This window comes from Nocardioides sp. NPDC000445 (genome assembly GCF_040300245.1).
In the GTDB taxonomy this organism is placed as follows: Bacteria; Actinomycetota; Actinomycetes; order Propionibacteriales; family Nocardioidaceae; genus Nocardioides.
The window spans coordinates 135,875-154,343 of sequence record NZ_JBEPDH010000007.1; the positions used below are offsets into that span (position 1 = coordinate 135,875).

Annotated in this window: 13 protein-coding genes and 1 pseudogene; 6 read left to right on the top strand and 8 right to left on the bottom strand. The window is 65.4% G+C overall.

Going from position 1 to position 18,469, the window contains the following annotated elements; translation table 11 throughout:
• Positions 1 to 99 precede the first annotated feature (99 nt).
• Genes ABT304_RS11600 through ABT304_RS11610 form a run of 3 tightly spaced genes read right to left on the bottom strand, consistent with a single transcriptional unit; the run spans position 100 to position 2,754 of the window.
• Positions 100 to 849 (bottom strand): alpha/beta fold hydrolase, encoded by a 750-nt coding sequence (locus ABT304_RS11600; protein ID WP_350715269.1) that lies wholly within the window; start codon positions 847 to 849, stop codon positions 100 to 102.
• Complete coding sequence (locus tag ABT304_RS11605) at positions 842 to 1,510, bottom strand: class I SAM-dependent methyltransferase (RefSeq protein WP_350715271.1); 669 nt, start codon at positions 1,508 to 1,510, stop codon at positions 842 to 844. Before ABT304_RS11605 ends, ABT304_RS11600 begins: the two co-directional genes overlap by 8 nt.
• A 29-nt stretch (positions 1,511 to 1,539) precedes the next feature.
• Complete coding sequence (locus ABT304_RS11610) at positions 1,540 to 2,754, bottom strand: NAD(P)/FAD-dependent oxidoreductase (RefSeq protein ID WP_350715273.1); 1,215 nt, start codon at positions 2,752 to 2,754, stop codon at positions 1,540 to 1,542.
• Between the two features lie 108 nt (positions 2,755 to 2,862).
• On the opposite strand from ABT304_RS11610, the gene ABT304_RS11615 reads away from it, so the two are divergent.
• Together ABT304_RS11615 and ABT304_RS11620 are read left to right on the top strand one after the other, a co-directional pair.
• Entirely contained in the window at positions 2,863 to 6,804 is a 3,942-nt protein-coding gene (locus tag ABT304_RS11615; protein WP_350715275.1) for a non-ribosomal peptide synthetase, read from the top strand.
• 11 nt (positions 6,805 to 6,815) lie between these two features.
• Positions 6,816 to 9,965 carry an AMP-binding protein gene (locus ABT304_RS11620; protein WP_350715276.1) on the top strand — a complete coding sequence of 1,050 codons (3,150 nt, stop codon included), beginning with the start codon at positions 6,816 to 6,818 and terminating at the stop codon, positions 9,963 to 9,965.
• On the opposite strand, the pseudogene ABT304_RS11625 reads toward ABT304_RS11620, so the two are convergent.
• A pseudogene (locus ABT304_RS11625) lies at positions 9,962 to 10,251 on the bottom strand (integrase core domain-containing protein); the annotation flags it as partial. The gene ABT304_RS11620 and the pseudogene ABT304_RS11625 overlap by 4 nt on opposite strands.
• Positions 10,252 to 10,395: 144 nt before the next feature.
• Positions 10,396 to 11,412 carry an NADPH:quinone oxidoreductase family protein gene (locus ABT304_RS11630; RefSeq protein ID WP_350715278.1) on the bottom strand — a complete coding sequence of 339 codons (1,017 nt, stop codon included), beginning with the start codon at positions 11,410 to 11,412 and terminating at the stop codon, positions 10,396 to 10,398.
• A 112-nt stretch (positions 11,413 to 11,524) separates the two neighbouring features.
• Between ABT304_RS11630 and ABT304_RS11635 the strand changes: the two genes are divergently transcribed.
• A complete protein-coding gene (locus ABT304_RS11635) occupies positions 11,525 to 12,136 on the top strand; it encodes a TetR/AcrR family transcriptional regulator (RefSeq protein WP_350715280.1) in 612 nt (203 codons plus the stop codon).
• Between the two features lie 184 nt (positions 12,137 to 12,320).
• Here the strand turns inward: ABT304_RS11635 and ABT304_RS11640 are convergent, their stop codons facing one another.
• Complete coding sequence (locus ABT304_RS11640; RefSeq protein WP_350715281.1) at positions 12,321 to 13,130, bottom strand: SAM-dependent methyltransferase; 810 nt, start codon at positions 13,128 to 13,130, stop codon at positions 12,321 to 12,323.
• 140 nt (positions 13,131 to 13,270) lie between these two features.
• Here ABT304_RS11640 and ABT304_RS11645 point away from each other — a divergent pair, with 140 nt between their 5' ends.
• Complete coding sequence (locus ABT304_RS11645) at positions 13,271 to 14,497, top strand: cytochrome P450 (protein ID WP_350715283.1); 1,227 nt, start codon at positions 13,271 to 13,273, stop codon at positions 14,495 to 14,497.
• Between the two features lie 642 nt (positions 14,498 to 15,139).
• Here the strand turns inward: ABT304_RS11645 and ABT304_RS11650 are convergent.
• Positions 15,140 to 15,676 carry a DUF1697 domain-containing protein gene (locus tag ABT304_RS11650; RefSeq protein ID WP_350715285.1) on the bottom strand — a complete coding sequence of 179 codons (537 nt, stop codon included), beginning with the start codon at positions 15,674 to 15,676 and terminating at the stop codon, positions 15,140 to 15,142.
• A gap of 104 nt (positions 15,677 to 15,780) precedes the next feature.
• On the opposite strand from ABT304_RS11650, the gene ABT304_RS11655 reads away from it, so the two are divergent.
• Both ABT304_RS11655 and ABT304_RS11660 read left to right on the top strand, forming a co-directional pair.
• Positions 15,781 to 16,431 carry a flavodoxin family protein gene (locus ABT304_RS11655; protein ID WP_350715287.1) on the top strand — a complete coding sequence of 217 codons (651 nt, stop codon included), beginning with the start codon at positions 15,781 to 15,783 and terminating at the stop codon, positions 16,429 to 16,431.
• Positions 16,432 to 16,452: 21 nt separating this feature from the next.
• Positions 16,453 to 17,808: a cytochrome P450 gene (locus tag ABT304_RS11660; RefSeq protein WP_350715288.1), complete on the top strand. Its 1,356-nt coding sequence runs from the start codon at positions 16,453 to 16,455 to the stop codon at positions 17,806 to 17,808.
• Here ABT304_RS11660 and ABT304_RS11665 read toward each other — a convergent pair.
• Positions 17,805 to 18,308, bottom strand: a complete 504-nt coding sequence (locus ABT304_RS11665; protein WP_350715290.1) for an Rrf2 family transcriptional regulator — start codon at positions 18,306 to 18,308, stop codon at positions 17,805 to 17,807. The genes ABT304_RS11660 and ABT304_RS11665 overlap by 4 nt on opposite strands.
• Positions 18,309 to 18,469 lie beyond the last annotated feature (161 nt).

The window sequence follows — 18,469 nt, forward strand, 5'->3', positions numbered from 1 at the left end:
GGCCGCTTGAAACTCACGTGTGGCCAAGGGGAGTCGGAATGAAAGAGGTCTGTCGTGAGGTGGAGGTAGTGCAGCGGGCGGCCCGATGAGGAAGGACTGTTAGTCGACGAGCCGACCGTCCGCGACCATGCCAGCCGCGTCGGTCACCAGTGAGCGCTCGATGATCAGGTTGGCCAGTTTGCCGGGGGCCGTGATCATGGGCCAGTGGCCGGCGTCGAGGGAGACGATGTCCATCAACTCCAAGGCGACGGAGGGCACCTTGAGGGTGTCTCGCCGGAGATCCACGAAGGTCGGTGGGGTCACGAACGCTGCCCAGGTGAACGACGGATCCGCCGTGTCTTCGTAGGTCGCGATGGGATGTGGGCTCGTCACCGCCTTGAACTGGGCGAGCAATTCTCCTTCCAGCCCGTGATCACCCCACCCATCTAGTTGCGTCCTAGTGAGCACGGGTATCGCCAATCCGTCGAACTTGAGTGACAACTTCCTCAGGTACGCCGCGCCGCGGCCGAAGTCGTCGAAGATGGACCGACCTGCGACCGGCAGGTTCGCGCCCAGGAGGATTGTGGAGACCTTCTCGCGTGCCTTCTGCGGCAGCCGCGCCACAGCCAGTGCCGCGGGAACACCGGCATAAGAGTGTGCGACGAGCAGGGTGGGTCCCTGGGTGGCCTCCATCGCCTCGACCACATCTCGTACGTGTGCGTCGAGGGTGGCTTCTTCGTTGTGGCGGTCTCCGAGGCCGGTCAGCTCAACGGCCGACGCTTGGATTCCGTGCGCTGTGAGTGCGTCTTGCACGGGCTCCCATACCTTCGCGGCCAGGAAGGACCCGGGAATCAGGACGACCTCAGCCACGATGGCCCTCGAAGAAGGCGACGGCACCCCGGGTGCGTACCGAATACCGCGTGAAGCGATCGGCCAGGATCGATTCGAGGCTGCGCACGTCGTCGTCGCGGTTGTGGAACGATCCCGCGTCGTTGTACTTCTCCATCATCCAGGATCCTGCCCGTCCGAGGCCGTGGTTCTTTCCAAGAACGGTGCACCCGAACAGCACGCCGCCCGGGCCCAGATTCGGGATCAGGTTGTCGAACACCACTGCCTTGTCCTTCATCGCACCGGGTAGACAGTGCAACACGTTCTGGATGGCGATGGACTCGAAAACTTCATCGGTCTGAAGCGGCAAGAGCGCGTCCTGCACCATGGTGCGGGGCCGGTACCGGATGATCCGATTCTCGGTGGTGCTCAGGACGAGTTCGTTCAGGTCTGCGACGACGATGTCCGGGTGCTCGACCGGGTAGGTCGCCTTGTCGAGGAAGAAGCCAGTTCCGGGCCCGATGTCGAGGTGCTTGCCCCGCACGTTGTCGTTGAAGAACTGCAGCATCGTTCCGCGTGAGCAGCGCCACGCGATGGGGCACACCATCCCGAGCGCGATCGGATCGTAGATCCGGAGCACAGGCTTGGTGTACATGCTGGCATCGCCGCTGAGCGAGTGGTCGTTGTCCAACTGGTCGGTCATCTGATCTTCTCCCATGGTGGGTGCTTGCTTCATCGGTCTGAATCGACGCCGTGCTCGGCAAGGCGCGCGTGGAACTCGGCCGGTGTCGTGACCCCGGCCACGGCTGAGGCGTACAGGTCACACAGTTGTGGGCTCGGAGCGATCGCCTCGAGCATTGCTCTACGAGCCGGATCCAGCTGCAATCGGGCGATGGCCAAGGTGGAGTAGTAACGAGCCAGGGACTCTTCATCGCGCTTGTGTTCGAACTCTCTCGTGGCCTGGTCGACTCGGTCAGAGTCGTCGATGGGGACCTGGGCCAGTTCGCCGGCGAGCATGGCCGACTGCACCAGGGCGTCGGTGATTCCTTGAGCGGTCAAGGAATCCTTGTGGTGTCCGGCATCCCCGATCAGCGCCCACCCTGGGCCTGATGCGGCGCGGTAATAGTTGCGCTGGTCACCCATCCCAATGAGTCGCTCGGCCTGCCTCGCGTCCATGACTTTCGCGTACAGACGGGCGTCCACCTCGGCGAGGGTCTGGAGGAAGGCGGCCTGGGGGTTGGCCTTCGCGGTGGTGAACTCGCCTTGGGGCAGATAGGCGGCGACCAGGTGCGCACCGGCGGTAGGGATCACTCCGACCCAGCGCCGCCCGCCTTGGAACTGGGAGAACGGGTCGTCCAACCCTTCGAAGAACCCGTAATAGCAGATCGAGGCCTTGGGCCGTTCCAGGTAGGTGCGAGCTTGCACCTTCTCTGCGACCGTTGAGCGCAGCCCGTCCGCCCCCACCACCAGATGAGCACCCAACAGCTGATCGCCTTCGGAGGTGCGGAAGCAGATCCCCGTGATTCGATCCTCGTCAGCGAGCAGGCCGGTCGCGCGGGCTTCATGGACAACGGTCGCGCCAGCGGCCTCTGCTTGAGTGCACAACAACTCATCCAGGTCCGAGCGACGGGGGGCATAGGCGACGTTGCCGTCACCGCACGCCGGCCCCCTGCCCTGCAGTTCCACGCCCTCGGCGCGGAACGTGAGCGTGTCCATGGCCGGCGCTCCCGCTAACGTGTCGCCCATCGATACCCCGAGGTTTCGAAGCTGCTGTACTCCCGGCTGGTGGATGTACAAGGTTGAGAGCTTGTCGCTTCCGCGCTTGGCGCGGTCGATGACCACCACCGACAGGCCTGCGCGGGCCAGATGTATGGCGAGGCTGGCGCCGGCACACCGCGCACCGACGATCGCTACATCGACGTGATCTGAGTATTTCCTACCGGCCACCCGGGAAGCGTGGATGGAGCAGGTTAGGCAACGGTAAGCCGTTCAGGCTCAGCCTTGCCCATTCCTTACTCGACCGTGTGACCGTCGGTGCGTTGTCGAGGAGGAGTCATGGCAGAGAGCCTACGAAAGCGATTGGAAGAGCGTGCCCAGCGAGCCCGATCGCAGGCACAGCACTCTGATACACACATTCGACCAGGTGCACCTGGAACGCGCGCTCCGGCCACTGTTGCGCAGCAAGGACTGTGGGTGGCCAACGAGCTCAGCGGGAACGTTGCGTTCACGGTCCCCGTGCTCCACGACGTGGAGGGGCCGTTGGACGTGGGGGTGCTCGACAGAGCGCTGGCGGCGTTGGTGGAACGGCACGTCGCATTCCGCACGACCTTCACCGACGCCGATGGCGACCTGACTCAGGTCTTGCAGCCAGCGCCGGCCTCCGTGCTCACGGTCAGGTCGTTAGCAGAGTCCAAAGCTGAACTGCGTGAGGTTCAGGCCGAGAGCATCATCGCTGCCGAGATCGCGACCACCTTCGACCTCACCGAGGATCTTCCGTTCCGGGCGACGTTGATCTCGCTCGGTCCCATGCGGCACAAGCTGTTGCTGACGATCCACCACATCGCGTGTGACCAGTGGTCCATGGGCATCTTCGCCAGCGAGTTGGCCACGACCTACGCCGCTCTTCTTCGCGGTGAAGAGCCGCAACTTCGGCGTATCGCGGTCGACTACTTGAACTTGGGCAGCGTCGAGGCGGGCAGCGGCGACGGTGACGGAGTCGCGCATTTCGTATCGCGCGCCCAGGGGAAAGCGGCGTTGCGCTTCGTGCCGGACAAGCAGCGGCCAGCGCAGAGTTCGTTCGGCGGTGATGAGCGAGCACTCTGGTTGGGGAGTGCACGGACCCGAGCGATCCAGGACTGCGCTCGCACGTTGAGCGCTTCGCCATTCATGGTCACCTTGGCAGCGTTCCTGGTGCTGGCTCGGGTGCATGGCGGCGAGGACGAGTTCGTGTTCGGCACAAGTGCCGCGGGCCGCGATTCCGAAGAACTGGCCGGGCTCATCGGATTCTTCGTCAAGACGCTGGTGCTGGACGCCGAGGTGCCGGCACAGATGAGTTTCGCTGAGCTGGTGGAGCAGGTGAAGGGCACCGTCAGCCGGGCCCAGGAGCGAGCGAACGCGCCGTTCGACGAGGTCGTGACGCGCCTGGGTCTCAGCGGCGACGGAACCGGGAAGGCGCTGACAGCGGTGTTGTTCCAGCAGGACAACACCCCCGGGAGCGCGTTCGTATTCGAGGGGTGTACGACCACGTTGGACGACAACGTGAACTCCCATGCGGCGAAGTACGAGCTGTTGATCAGTGTCCGGAACCAGGCCAGCGACACCCGGGTACACGTCCAGTACGACACCGACTTGTTCACCTCCAGCCGGGTCGAGGCCCTGCTGTCCGCGATCGACCACTGCCTGAAAGTCGCCTGCGAGGACCCGTCGCGGGCCATCGGCGAGCTACCTACCATCAGCCCCGCGGAAGCACAGACGCTGGCCGCCATCAACGCGACCGACGAGGAGTTCTCGGGCGCCGAAACCCTGCACGACCTGGTGCTGGCACAGGCTGAGACCCGCCCGGACGCCCCGGCCCTTCTGCTGCCCGGCGGTGTCGTCGTCACCTACAAGGAGCTCGTCACGGATGCGACCGCGGTCGCTGCTCGGCTGGTCAAGGAAGGGGCGGGCCCTGCGAAGACGGTCCTGGTTGCGCTTCCTCCCGGCCGGGAGTATCTCGTGGCCTGCTTGGCCACCTCGATGACAGGAGCAGCCTTCGTGCCGGTGGCGCACGACATGGCCGCCGAGCGACTCGACCAGATCCGGGAGGCTGCCAAGCCCGTTGCAGAGTTCACCAGCGTGGAGGTTGTCGAGTCGTGGGTATACCAGGGGGGACGAGCTGGCTTCGAACCTTGCGCCGTCGAACCTGATGCCCATGCGTACATCATCTTCACCTCCGGTTCGACCGGGGTGCCCAAGGGGGTGCAGATTCGCCATCGCGGCATCGTGAACAACCTCAACGATCTTGCCGCGCGTCTTGACCTCACCAGCGAGGACCGATGCCTGGCTATCTCTTCCACCGGCTTCGACATGTCGATCTTCGAGGGCTTCGGCATCCTCAGCGCCGGCGGGGCATCGGTGATCCTGGATCCCGAGTTCCGGCGTGACCCGTCCCACTGGCTCGAGCGCGCGGCCGACGAACAGGCCACGGTCTGGAACTCAGCCCCCGCTCTGCTGGGGGCCTTCCTCGACGAGCTCGAACAAGACGCGAGCCAAGAACCTCCTCCGCTTCGCGCAGCTGTTCTGGGTGGCGACTGGGCGCCCTTGTCGATGCCGGCACGGTGGTGGGCGTTCTTCGGTGATGCCACGTTCGATGTCCTCGGGGGTGCCACAGAGGCCTCGATCCATTCGACCTATACCCGCGTCACCGAGGTCGACCCGACGTGGAACGCGGTCCCTTACGGGCGCCCCATGGCCAATCAGAAGAGCATCGTCGTCGACGAGCAGGGCCGTCTGTGTCCCGTCGGTGTCCCCGGACGACTCTTGCTGGGTGGCGTGGGGTTGGCCTCTGGTTACTTGGGCGCCGAGGGCCTGACGCAGGAGAAGTTCCAGGCGCGCGAGGACGGAGAGGTTTGGTACGACACCGGCGACATCGCTCGATGGAACAACGAGCTGACGCTGGAACTGCTGGGGCGCCGCGACTTCCTGATCAAGCTGGCTGGGCTCCGGATCGAACCGGGCGACGTCGAAGCCGCCGTCGTCAAGTCCGGGCAGGTCACCTCTGCGGTCGTGTTTTCCGTGGCAGACCTGGACGAGCGGCTGGTGGCAGTCCTCGAGTCCGAGCAGCGACCAGACATGCGGGCGGTCAGGCAGAAGCTGGTCACCGAGCTGCCCTCATACATGATTCCGTCGGAGTTTCGGTGGGTCACGGCGATGCCTCTCAATGCGAGTGGGAAGCTGGACCGCGGTCAGGTACGCGTTCTGTTCGACACGGCGGAGAAACTCACCGCTTCGGCGCAGCAGGTGCCTCTGGGAACCGAACGTGAGGCTCACATCGCGAAGGTGTGGGCGGCCGTGTTGTCCACACCGGTGGAGAGCGCCGTGGACGACTTCTTCCTTCTGGGGGGCGACTCCTTCAAGGCGGTAAAGGCGGCCCGCCTCATCGATCCGGACCTGCCCACCGTCGCACTGTTCCGATACCCCACGGTGCGAGAGTTGGCGAACTACCTTGACTCCGACGGCTCCACCAACCACCTCAACCGATTGGTACGTCTGTCTGGCGGCGACGCGAGCGCGAAGGTTCGCTTGGTGTGCGTGCCCTACGGCGGTGGGAACGCGATCGCCTATCAGCCGTTGGCCGACCAGCTCGGCGACGCCGTGGAGGTCTTGTCTGTGAACCTGCCGGGCCACGATCTGGCAGACGGGTCCGCCATGAAGCCCATCAGCCAGGTGGCCGACCAGGTGGTCGAGGAGCTCAGGCAGCTGCCGACGATGCCGACAGCTGTGTACGCACAGTGCGCCGGCTGCGCGACCGCAGACCGGCTCGCCCGGGCGATGCGGCGGGATGGGATCCGCCTGGACGCGGTGTTCATGGGAGCGGCGCTGCCGGATCGCGACCCACACGCATCGATGGCGCTGGTCAGGGATGGCGACGACGCGCTGCTGCTGGGACACATGCGCGGTCTCGGCGGGTTCGACGGGGTCCTGGACGACTCGGACATCACCCGCATCCTGAAGGTTGTGCGACACGACCTGCAGGAGATGGTCCGGATGTACCTCACCGACCTCGACCAACCTCCCGCACCGCTGGACGTACCCGTCCACTGTGTCGTGGGCGGGGCAGACCCAGCAACCGAGGGTTTCCAGGACAGGTACGTCGAGTGGGGACGGTTGGGCAGCCCGGTGAGCCTGTCCGTGCTACCCACCGGTGATCACTACTTCTGCACCACGGACCCGGCCGGTTTGGCCACTCACATCCGAACGAGATTAGGGCTGAGGCCGTCAGCGACTTCAACTACCTAGGAGAGACCAGCATGGACTTCCTGCAGCGGTGGGAAAGCAAGCCGCTCGACGAGCGTCGTAGCGTGTTCGGGATCGAACCGACAACCACGCTAGACGATCCCGGCTCCGCAGTGCCCGTCACTCCGACCCAGGCGGCGATTCTCGCCAGCGAGGCCGAGGCAGCACCGTCGAGTCCCTACACGATCACGACGGCGTACGACGTGACCGGTGTGGTCGACACGGACCTGCTGGCGCGAGCTGTCGAGGAGACGCTGAAAGCTCACCCGGTGCTCAACACCGCTTATCGGGCCACGGTTGCGGGCATCGAGTCACACCTGGTGCCGGCAGCCGCGGTCGAGGTGGTCCGCGACGTCGACCTCGACACCGAGACACACCGCATCGCGTCGGAGCCGATCGACCCCCACACCGGGCCGTGCACCAAGGCGTGGGTGCTGCAGGCAGCCACCGCAGCCTCACGCGCACCCGACGGTGACCTGTCGACGTCGTTGGCATTGGTGGTCAAGACCCACCATGTGGTGGCGGACGGTCAGTCGATCGCCACACTGGCCGAACAGGTCTGTGCGCGGTACAACGGGGGATCCATCGACACATCCGACCAGTTCAGGGGCCTGGTCCAGGCCGGAGTGGTCGCTACTGACGTGGAACCCAGCGACCAGGCCCTGACCTGGTGGCGAGAGCAGTTGGGTTCGGCCATGCCGGCCCACTTCCCGCCGGATCGACCCGCGGGGAACAACGCCTCACGGTTTCGCGGTGGCCACCGCACCTTCCGCGTCGACGAAGCGGCGTGGGCGAAATCGATCACAGCTGCGAGCCGGGAGTCGGCTGGACCGTCGGCTTTGTTGATGCTGGCGGTGGCGGCTGTGTGTGGCCGCTACAGCGGAGAGTGGGACATGGTCGTAGGTCTATCGGTGTCCGGACGCAGATCTGCTCGGCTGTCCTCGACCGTGGGCCCGTTCGCAGACAGTCTGCCGATTCGGGTCGAGCTCCAACCGATGGAATCGGTGTCGGCCGCGTTGGCGCGGGTCGCGGCGGGCCCGGCCAGTGGAAACCTCGAGCACGAGGTTCCTTTCTCATCGTTGGTGCGTGCCCTGCGGCCACGCCGCGAGAGTGGCCTGAATCCTCTCTACAACGTGCTGGTGACCACTGATGCCGCGGACCCGCAGCCCCTGGCATTGGCGGGTGGAGGGAGCATGACGCCGCGCCCGGTGATGAACGAAACGGCCAGGGTTCCGTTCCAGGTGACGGCGTCGAACACTCCGATTGGGGACGTTGAACTGCGTATCGACTACGCGGAGTCGATGTTCACCCCCCAGTTCATCGAGCAGCTCGGTCATGACCTTGTCCAGGCGTTGAGCGATGTGGCACGCGGTGGGGCCGTAGGTGATCTGGGACGCCGGGGGTCGGCGGCGGACTTGGGCACGGTGAATGCCGAAGCCGCCGCCGACGTCGATGAGCTGTTCCTCCAGTCGGTGGAGGTGATGGGGGACGAGGTCGCTGTCGCACAAGGCCAGGTTCGCCTCACATATGCCGAGATCGCCGATCGGGTTGCGCGCCTGCGGGCAGAACTGCTCGAGTGTGGTGCTGCGACGGCGCTGGTGACCGCTGACCATGGGCCTGATCTCGTTGTCGCCCTGCTCGGATGCCTCTCGGCGAGGGTCGCCTACGTTCCGGTCAGCGATTCCTTGCCAGGCAGTCGCGTCGAGGCCATTCGGATCAAGGCACAGACGGATGTGGAGATCCGGTCTTCTTCCGGCGGGCTACGAGTCACACCTCGCGTGAACGGCGCGGTCGAGTCGACCGACCCGAACCGGCCCCTCGAGCATGCGTATGCGATGTTCACATCGGGGTCGACCGGCGAGCCGAAGGCGGTTTGGGTGGGACGTTCAGCGCTGGCTGAACATGTCCGCGCTGCGTCGAAGACGGAGTTCGTACGGGCCGGTGAACGAATGTTGGCTCTGACCAGCCCGACGTTCGACATCTCCATCGATGAGCTCCTGCTTCCGCTGGTCTGTGGGGCGAGCATTGTCTTCCCCGAGGGTGGGCACGGCCTTGGCGGAGTCTCGGATGCGGTAGCCGAGATCCGTCGCGGCAATGTCGACGTCGTCCACGGGACGCCGAGCATGATGGCGGCACTCTTTGCTGAGGGATGGGGCCCGGAGTCGAAGATCGCCCGGGTCGTTGTCGGGGGCGAGCGATTGAGTCAGTCCATGGCCACGGAGGTGGTGCGCCGCAGTCGTGACGCCCGCAATGTGTACGGGCCGACGGAAGCAACGATCTGGGCGACCCAGTTCCGGTTGCGTGATGACCTCGCCGCCGACCCGCCCATCGGGACACCCTTGCCGGGATACGTTGTGCGTCTCGTCAGTTCCTCGCATACCGAACCGGTGGCGCCCCGAGAGGTCGGGCACGTGTTGATCGGTGGCCCGGCTCTGGCACATGGGTACGGGGAACAACCCGCGCTCACCGCCGAGAAGTTCGTCGTGACCGAGGGCCTTCGCTGGTACGACACCGGCGACCGGGCGAAGGTGGTCGACGGCCAGATCGTGTTCCTGGGACGGTCGGACGACCAGGTCAAGGTGCGGGGCCACCGGGTGGAGCTAGGGGAGTATGAGTCGATCGCGTCCGCGGTAGAGGGAGTCGGAGCAGCCGCTGCGGCGTGCGACGGCGAGCGCGTCTACCTTCTGATCAAGGGGTCCCCGGACCCGACCGTGCTCCACGGCGCCTTCTCGAAGATGCCACGCGCGATCCGGCCAGATGTGGTGGCCGTGACCGCTGACTCCATGCCGCTCACCCCGAACGGCAAGATCGACAGACACGCCGTCATCGCCGCCGCGGCAGCTGGCGCGACAACCAGTGCCTCTTCGTCGCCCCCGGCGGCCGGCACTGACGTCTCGACGGCGGTGGACGACGATGTGGCCGAGCTCGAACAGTGGGTCTTGGAGCTGTGGGACATGCTCCTCCAACGCTCGTTGTCGCGTACGGCGAACCTGTTCGACGAGGGTGGCCACTCCTTGATCCTGGCCAGGACCGCGGCCGCGGCCCGCTCGGACCTGGGCGTGTCGTTGCGGATGAGCGAGCTGTACGACGATCCGACTGCGGCGGGAGTCGCCCTGCGCCTCAAGTCAGCCGCATTGGCTGAATTCGCGCAGGGAGGCAACTAGGTGTATGAGGCAACTACTTGTTGACGCGGCGCGGGATGGTGGACGCGGGCGGGTGCCCGTCGTGTGCGCCATGGGGTCGGTGGCAGTTGTAGTGCCGGTTCCAGACGACGAGCGCCGCGGTCGCCCGCTCCTGTTCGGAGTGCCAGGTGCGGGCGTCGAGGAACTCTTCGGCCAGTATGCGGTTTTGGCGCTCGATCGTCCCGTTGCGCCTCGGCGTGTAGGGGGTGATCCGCTGGTGTCGACACTCGCCGATCGCGTCAGCGGCAGCCGCGCGGTAGCAGGAACCGCGGGCGCGCGGGAGATTCCCCTCTCGGCGGCAACGTGCCCGATAGGGCGTGCGCGCCAGCGCTCCGCGAGCCGCCGCCGGCCCTCCCGGGCCAGCGGCGCGTTCTTTGCGTCATGGAATGGTTCGTCCGCCCTCAGTCTGTGCCTACGCCGAGAGCGATACGGCAGGAGCGAGCGCCATTTTGCCGACGGTATTGCGTGCTTCGAGATCCTGGAGTGCCTGCGGGCCGTCTGCCAACTCGTGCACCGTAGGAGTCCCTGGACTGAGGACCCCGCCCGCGATGAGGCCGAACATTTCTCCCATCACCTCGCCGAAGATGTGCGGCGTGGACTGGATCAGGATACCGATGTTCAGCCCGATGAGGTGGACTGGGTGCTTGTATACGAGGTCCCAGTTCGTGATCGACGCATCGCCGCCTGCAAGGCCGAACACGACGACGCGGCCCGTGATCCGCTTGGTGGCTGCCAGGCTCGCCTCAAAGGTCGCGCCGCCAACTGACTCCAGTACGAGGTCGACACCATTGCCTCCGGTGAGCCGAAGGACTTCTGCGGCGAGGTCGCTGCTGCCCGAGTCGAGGACGTGGTCCGCGCCCAGCTCCTTGATTACTGCGTGCTTCCCGGGGGAAGCCGCCGCGACCACCGTCGCGCCGTAGTGCTTGGCCAGCTTCACGGCCACTTGGCCGGTTCCACCCGCGGCCGCATGGATCAGCACCGTGCGACCCGCCTCGATTTGCCCGAGCGGCTTCAGCGCAGCCAACGCGGTCGGCCAGGACACGACCATCCCCAGCGCCTGTTCGTCGGTCCAGCCGGGCGGCAACGGTGCACTGCTGGCTGCCGTCAGGACGGCGTACTCCGCGAAGGCTCCTCCCATGATTGTCACCCCGATGACGTGAGAGCCGAGCTCGACGTCGGAGACACCTTCGCCCAGCGCGACGACTTCGCCCGCTGCCTCGATGCCGGCCAGGTATGGCGGCCGCGGGCCTCCCGCGAACACTCCAAGGGACTGCGAGATGTCGACGAAGTTGACGCCCGCTGCGCCGACTCGGATCAGCACCTCGCCCGGACCGGGGTTCGGAACTGGCGCATCGGGGACCAGCTTGAGGTCCTTGGGACCGTCGAAGGACGACTGCTGTAGGGCGCGCATCGTTGCAGGAATGCTCATGACCATCCAATCCGTTTTGTTTAGTGATTGACAAACAAAACGTGTCACGAAGCTCGGGGCCGGTCAAGCTAATGTTGGTCGAACGGCAAACAAATCACGGAGGCGCACAGATATGGCCAGTCGCGGGCGGCCGCTCACGTTCGACCCTGACGCTGCCTTGCAGCGGGCGCTCGAGGTGTTCTGGGAGCGCGGCTACGAGGGCACATCGATCAGCGAGTTGACTCGGGCGATGGGGATCGCCTCGGCGAGCATCTACGCCTACTTCGGAAGCAAGGAGAGCCTCTTCCGCCAGGTCATGGAACGCTACGGGGCGACCGCCGGCGCACCGCCGCGGAACGCACTCGACGAGCACTCGACGGCGCGCGAGGCGATCCACGCCATGCTGCGGGCGACCGTCGACCAGATCACGCGACCTGACGCCCCGCATTACTGCATGCTCATCCTCGCCGCGCCCACTGGCGCGATCGAGAACGAACCCATCCGCGAGTTCCTGGCCGACATCCGTCGCTCGCAATTATCCGCGATCAGAGACCGGCTGCGACGCGGGATCGACGAAGGCGAGCTCGACGCGAGCGAATGCGACGTCGACGCCGTCGCACGCTACTACGCCACCATCGTGCAAGGCCTGTCGATCCAAGCTCGCGACGGTGCAACGCTCGCCGAACTGGAAAGCATCGTCACGGGCGCGATGGCGGGATGGTCCGCACTCACAACACGCGCGTAGACAACGCCGCCGGCGCTCGCGTGGGAGCCGGCCGCTCCGTCGAGGGGCAGCATCGTCCGATCATCTGCCATGCATACCAAGCTCCAGATCAACAAGCTTTCTGGCCAACAACTGGGCGCACGTAAATATACGAAGGCATGCGCGGGAGGGGATCCGCGCATGCCTTCGTCACTGTGTGCGGCTTCTACCGTGGGCAGGGCTCCTTGATCCCGACGGCCGCGACCGCACGCTTGAACGCCACGAGGTCTGGATCCGGCGGGGTGTCGGGCCGCCACGCGGGGGTAGAGACGAGGCCCGGCTCGAGGAGGCGGTATCCGTCGAAGAAGCGCAGTACGTCACGCTCGAGTCGGGGGAACATCGGCTGGATCTGCTCGCGGTACATGCTGAGCACTTCTTCTGCTCCGGCGGGCCAGTCCTCCGAGGTCAGGGCATGCGACAGCACGAGGTGACTGCCGTCGACGCAAGCATCTCGGAACGCCGATACGGCCGCCCAGGGGTCGGTGTCGGTGGGTACGAACGGGAGGACGCCGGTCAAGACGATGGCGATCGGTTCGTCGAAGTTCAGCACGCCGACCGCCCGCGCGGCCTCGAGGGTGCCATGGGGATCGGACACGTTGCCGTGGATGAAGCCCACAGACGAGAGCCCTTCAATATGAGGTTCCCAGGCTTGTTCCACCTCGGTCTCGACATCGACGTACAGCACCCGCGCCTCCGGCCGGTGCTCGGCGATTACCTCGTGCAGGTTGGGCGTGTCGAGGGTGGGGAAGGAACAGCCCAGGTCCAGGAACTGTCGCACCCCGTACTTGCTGGCCAGGGTCCGGCAGGCTCTGAGCATGAAGTCACGGTTCTCCCGTGCCACGAACGGGGTCCCTGGATTGATCTCCAAGAGGCGCCCGTAGGCCGAGCGGTCAGCCTCGGAGAGATTGCCACCTCCGATGAGTGTGTCGTAGATGCGGCATGCGTTCGCCCGGCCGACGTCCATGTTTTCGCGCATATGAGATCCCTTCGAGTCGTCTCGTCCTGCCAGTGTCAGACCGCACGATGCGAGCTACGGTTAACGACGGTCTGTGCTCGCTTCTCAGGGCATAACCGCATGTTGCGACGGTGGTCGCCACATGCGAACTGGAGGGACGAATGACCGAGCAGCCGACTGTCGTCAAGCTTGAGAGCACCGACTTTGCCTCGCCCCAGACCATCTACGCCAAGACGGGGGTCACTGAGGGGTGTGTGCGCGTGATCCTCCCGGACGGGATGCCCAGCTGGCTCGCCGTCGGACAGGAGGCGGTCGAGGCCGTGTTCGCGAACCGTGACCTGGTCCGCAGCGCCGACGCCGCCGATCCGACGATTAGACGATTTCTGTCTTTGGCGGGTGACTTCCCGCTCGCACAGCACATTCTGTTCGCCGACGACGAGGATCACCGGCGCATGAAGAGCGTGTTGAACGATGCCTTCATACGTAAGAACGTGGAGCCCCTTCGACCGTGGATGACCACCTTTGTCGACGGACTCATCGACACGTTCATCGAAGCGGGAAGAACCGACTACGTGACGTCGGTCGCGTTGCCGCTGCCGATCGCGGTGATCAGTCGGATTCTGGGTGTCGAGGAGGCCGATCAGGAGGACTTCGAGGCCAACGCTTCGGTCATCACTGGGGTCGGAAACGACCTTGACCAGAGCGCTATCTTCACCGCTGGTACTTGGTTCTACGACTTCTCCGGTGAACTGCTGGCCAGGCGCCGGGTAGAGCCGCGCGAGGACGTGATGACGACCATGGCTCGCGCCGTCGACGAGGGCCGGCTCACGGAGGTCGAGGCTCGCTCGAACACGTTCCTCTTCCTGTCTGCCGGCTATGAGACGACGGTCAACCTGTTGGCCAACGGCCTGTTGGCGCTGTTGAGTCACCCCGAGCAGCTCAGCCGGGCCTTGGCACACCGTGACGACAAGTCGACAGCGCTGCTCGTGGAGGAGCTGTTGCGATTCGACTCCCCGGTCTCGGCCGTCACCTACCGTTTCGCGCGTTCAGAGGTCAGCATCGGTGATGCCACGATCGCACCGGGTGAGCACGTGGCGATCGCGCTGCCCACGGCCAATCACGACGAAGCGGTGATCCAGTGCCCTGCCCGACTGGACGTGGCCAGGAAGCCGAACCCGCACCTGAGCTTCGGCAAGGCGACTCACTTCTGCCTGGGCGCGCCGTTGGCGAGGCTGGAAGGAGAGGTCGCGTTCCGCCGTACGCTGGACCGGCTCGAGGGCTTGAGGCTTGATGCTCGAGCCGAGGACCTGGTGTGGCTGAACTCCATCACCGTGCACCGGCTCACGTCGTTGCCTATCCGGTTCGACCCGTCGGCCCGCGTCGGTTGAGGCTGGTCGGCGCCCCATCCCGGTGGGATACGAAGGCTGGGGTGGGGGGCCGTCGGCCCAAGGAGGCGACGGTCACCAGGTGGGGCTGTCCCGTCCGTGGCCACACTAGGTGTGAGCTCAGGTGTACGGCCCCGACCTGCACGCTGTCCATATGGGGTGCCCCGGCGCTGACCGTCCCGAAGTCGTCGAGGCTGCACAGCCCCAGCTTCACCAGACACTCCTTGCGGGTCCACAGACGGAGCCGGCCCAGGGAGTCCGCATCGCGTTCCCGGCGGGTCAAGCCGGAGTCTGGAACATCTGCTCCTGCCCGTATCGGCTCCAGATCCACAGCGACCGGGACACCGCTGGCCGCCGCGGCGACCAGGTCCCGGCGCCGTGATGCCGACAACCACGCCTCGCCGCTTCGCGGCCGCCCATGCGACGTCGACCCGCACTGAGTGCATTCCCGCGTGATCAGAACCTGTGGAGTCGGAACGTTGAGCACTCGGCCGGCAGCTTCACTTGTCAGCCATCTGGACGTCAGGAACGCTTCGGCATCGCGGTGGTCGGCGAACTTCGTCGCCAGGTCTTCGTCGAGTCTCGTCGACCACGCATTCGCCTGGCGCAGCGCGGGGCACGCGAGCAGGCAGAACGTAGGAAGGACTACTTCCAAGTCGCTGCAGCCTTCAACAGCCGGTCGATAGAGCCTCGGTTCCTCGTCGTCGCCACGCCACCAGTGGCCCGCTCCAGTTCGAAGGTGGGACTCCCCGCGGAGTTGCGGGGTTTGCGGATCAGGCTCAAGGCGATCCCGTCTCCGACATGCAGCACGTCGACGTCGTCCTTGGCGTTGGTCCACGGCGTCGACCAGCTCGGCTTCGTGCCGCCCTGGAAGAAAGTCACGGTTTCGCGGTACGTGTGGGGGGATTCGTGCTTCTCGAACACCCCCAGCGCCAGCAGCTCCTCGAGGTCCGCCAGCGGCCTCACGATGGCCGCGTCGTCGTACCCCGCCGTGGCGGCCAACTCGCTTGCTGCCGCAGCCACAACGCCCTCGGGGTCCTCGGACTTGATCAACACCGTCCCATTCGTTTGGAAGGACTTCACGTGCGAGGCACCGCCCCGCTTGAGCGCACCCTCCAGCTGCTCCCGGTTCGGCGACCCGGCGTGACCGAGATTGAGGTTCCTATAGAACACGACGTGCATCATTGCCTCCTGGTCCGACAGTCTCCCGCCAGGGTCAACGGCGAGAGCGAACGCCGGCCGAGCGGTTAACCGATACCTTACTGAGGGTCCACATGCTTGCGGCTATGGCCGAGCAAGGTGGACGGATCAAGTTCTTCGGGATCAACGGGTCCGAGAGAGCTGACGGTAACGGGGCTCACGCCTACCGGTTCCTCGAGGCAGTTCTCGCCGGGGAAGGCGTGGAACTCGAGGTCGTCAATGTGTGGGATATGGATCTGCGCCCGTGCGGAGCGTGCGGTGACTGCAATTTCCGCAGTTCGCCGTGTGAGGTCGACGACGCGCTTCCCGGGCTGATCCCGAAGCTCGCTGCCTGCGACGGGGTCATCTTCTCGGCCCCGGTGCACGGGTTCGGGCCCAGCCCCACGTTGCCGACCTTCATCGAGCGCATCGGTACCGGACACCTGCGCTTCGACAGGGTGCTGACCAACAAGGTGGGCGGTGCGTTCGTCACGGGCCGGCGCTACTCCCACGTCGAGACGTACAACTATCTGCTTCAGCACCTCCTGCTCAACCGAATGATCCTGCCGGGCGCGGGATTTCCGGCCGTGCTCTTCGGCGACGCCGCGGGTGAGGTGCTCGAGGACACCGAGGGGATGGAGATGCTGCGGCGCATGGCCGTACGCATGGCTCGGCTTGCCCGCCTGCTCCGCCAGCACGCCGAACTGGGCGGAGCCGACCTTTTGGCCGAAGCGAGCTTCAGCGAACGCGATCGCTGACCAACGAAGAGGAGAAGATTGATGCTCGAAGAATGGAGCCTGGGAACGATCCCGCACCCTGCGGGCAGAGACCCGGAGCTGCTCGACGCTCCCAACTCAGATTTCGTAAAGCCGATGCAGAAGCTGTTCAGTTGGTCTCAGGAACTGGGGCCGATCTTCGAGACCCAGGCGCCGGGATTCGGAATGGTCGTCGCCTCGGGGTCGGAGGTGTGCAAGGACCTGTTCGACGACAGTCGGTTCGAGAAATTCGCGGGCTTCGGAATGGAAGCATTCAGGCCGATTACCGGAGATGGTCTCTTCACCGCCCGCAACGACGAAGAGAACTGGGGCCTTGCCCACCGGATTCTGGTGCCGGCGTTCTCGAAGGAGGCCCTGGCCCGCTACCACGAACCGATGCGGGAGTCGGTGGAACAGTTCATCGACTACTGGCGCGAGCAGCGCGAACCTGTCGACGTGGGCAGTGAGGCCACGAAGCTCTCGCTCGACATCATTGGGCGGGCCGGGTTCGGCTACGACTTCGGGACGATGGGGCCTGAGGCCGGCCGCCACCCCTACGTCGATGCCATGGTCGAGGCGCTGATGTTCAGCGTGTTGCCCCCCGATCTGCAGGAGCAGCGGCGGGCGGACTTCGAGGGCTGGGTGCAGTTGCTGAACCAGACGGTCGACGCCGTCATCGAAGAGCGCAAGTCCAACCCGAACCGCGAGCAGCGCGACCTGTTGGACGCGATGTTGACGAACGTGGACCCGGAAACAGGGCGGACGCTCCCTGAGGAGAACGTGCGCTACCAGATCACGACTTTCATGGTGGCCGGGTACGGCACGACCGCCTCACTGATCTCGTTCGCGTTGATGTACCTCTACGCCCACCCCGAGGTCCTCGAGGAGGTGAGGCAAGAGGGTGCCGATGTCGTCGGACGTCAGTACCCCACGTTCGCTGAAGTGCCCAAGCTGCGTGCTCTGCGGCGTGTAATCGACGAGACGTTGCGCCTCTGGCCGCCCACGCCCGCGTTCTTGCGGGTCGCGAAGGAGGACGCGACTGTCGGCGGTGTCCATCAGGTGGCCAAGGGCGGGTGGGCCGCGGTGCTGACCCGAGCTCTGCACCACGACGAGGCCTGGGGACCGGATCGACACGAGTTCCGTCCCTCCAGGTTCCAGCCCGAGGAGGTGAAGGGGCGCCCAGCGCACATCTACAAGCCGTTCGGCACAGGCCCGCGCATGTGCATCGGGCGCCAGTTCGCCATCCACTCGGCAACGCTGGCGCTCTCAGCCCTGACGAGTGAGTTCGACCTACAGCTCTCCGAGGAACCCTTGTCGGTCGCGGAGGGGGGCTTCTTCATCCCCGACAATCTGACCGCGACCTTGACCCGACGGTCCTAGCCAAGCAGCGAGGCGAGCCCCGGCTGCCCGGATTCTTGCTCAAGAATCCGGGCAGCCCGTGACTCGCCACCTTGGTTGACTCGAAGAATGTCTTCGAGCATGAGTTCGATAGTGACCTCGTTGAGCACTTCGGCCATACGCAGTTCAGCCAGACCATAGACGGCTGTCAGTGTCTGGCTGATGCCGCCGCCCACCGGGCAACTGAAGTCCGGGGGTGAGGTGTGGAGGCCGAAGGGTCCTGACAGGCCCAGAGCGGTATGCAGGTCCAAAAGTGTGATCTCCGAAGCGGGCCGCGCCAACGCCCAGCCCGATCCCGGACCACGTCCGGTGCGCAAGATTCCGGCGTCTCGAACTCTGCCAAGGACCTTGCGGACCGAGACCGGGTTACTTCCCAGGCTCTTGGCGAGCTTGTCGGACGTGAGGAACTCCTTGCCCTCACGGCGCCAATACTCGAGCCAACACAGTGCGTGTGAGGCGAGCGTCAACCGGGCATTCGACATGCGGGACCTCCCTTAGGATCAGGGTACGCGCATCTGGAGACCGCCGCACGATCGGGTGGTTGTTGAGTCATGCATCCTCATTCGCCGGCGGGGCCACGCCTGAGTCGAACTCAACCGCAGTAGTTGGCCGAGCGCCGCCTGGTGACCGACTCAATAGTTGG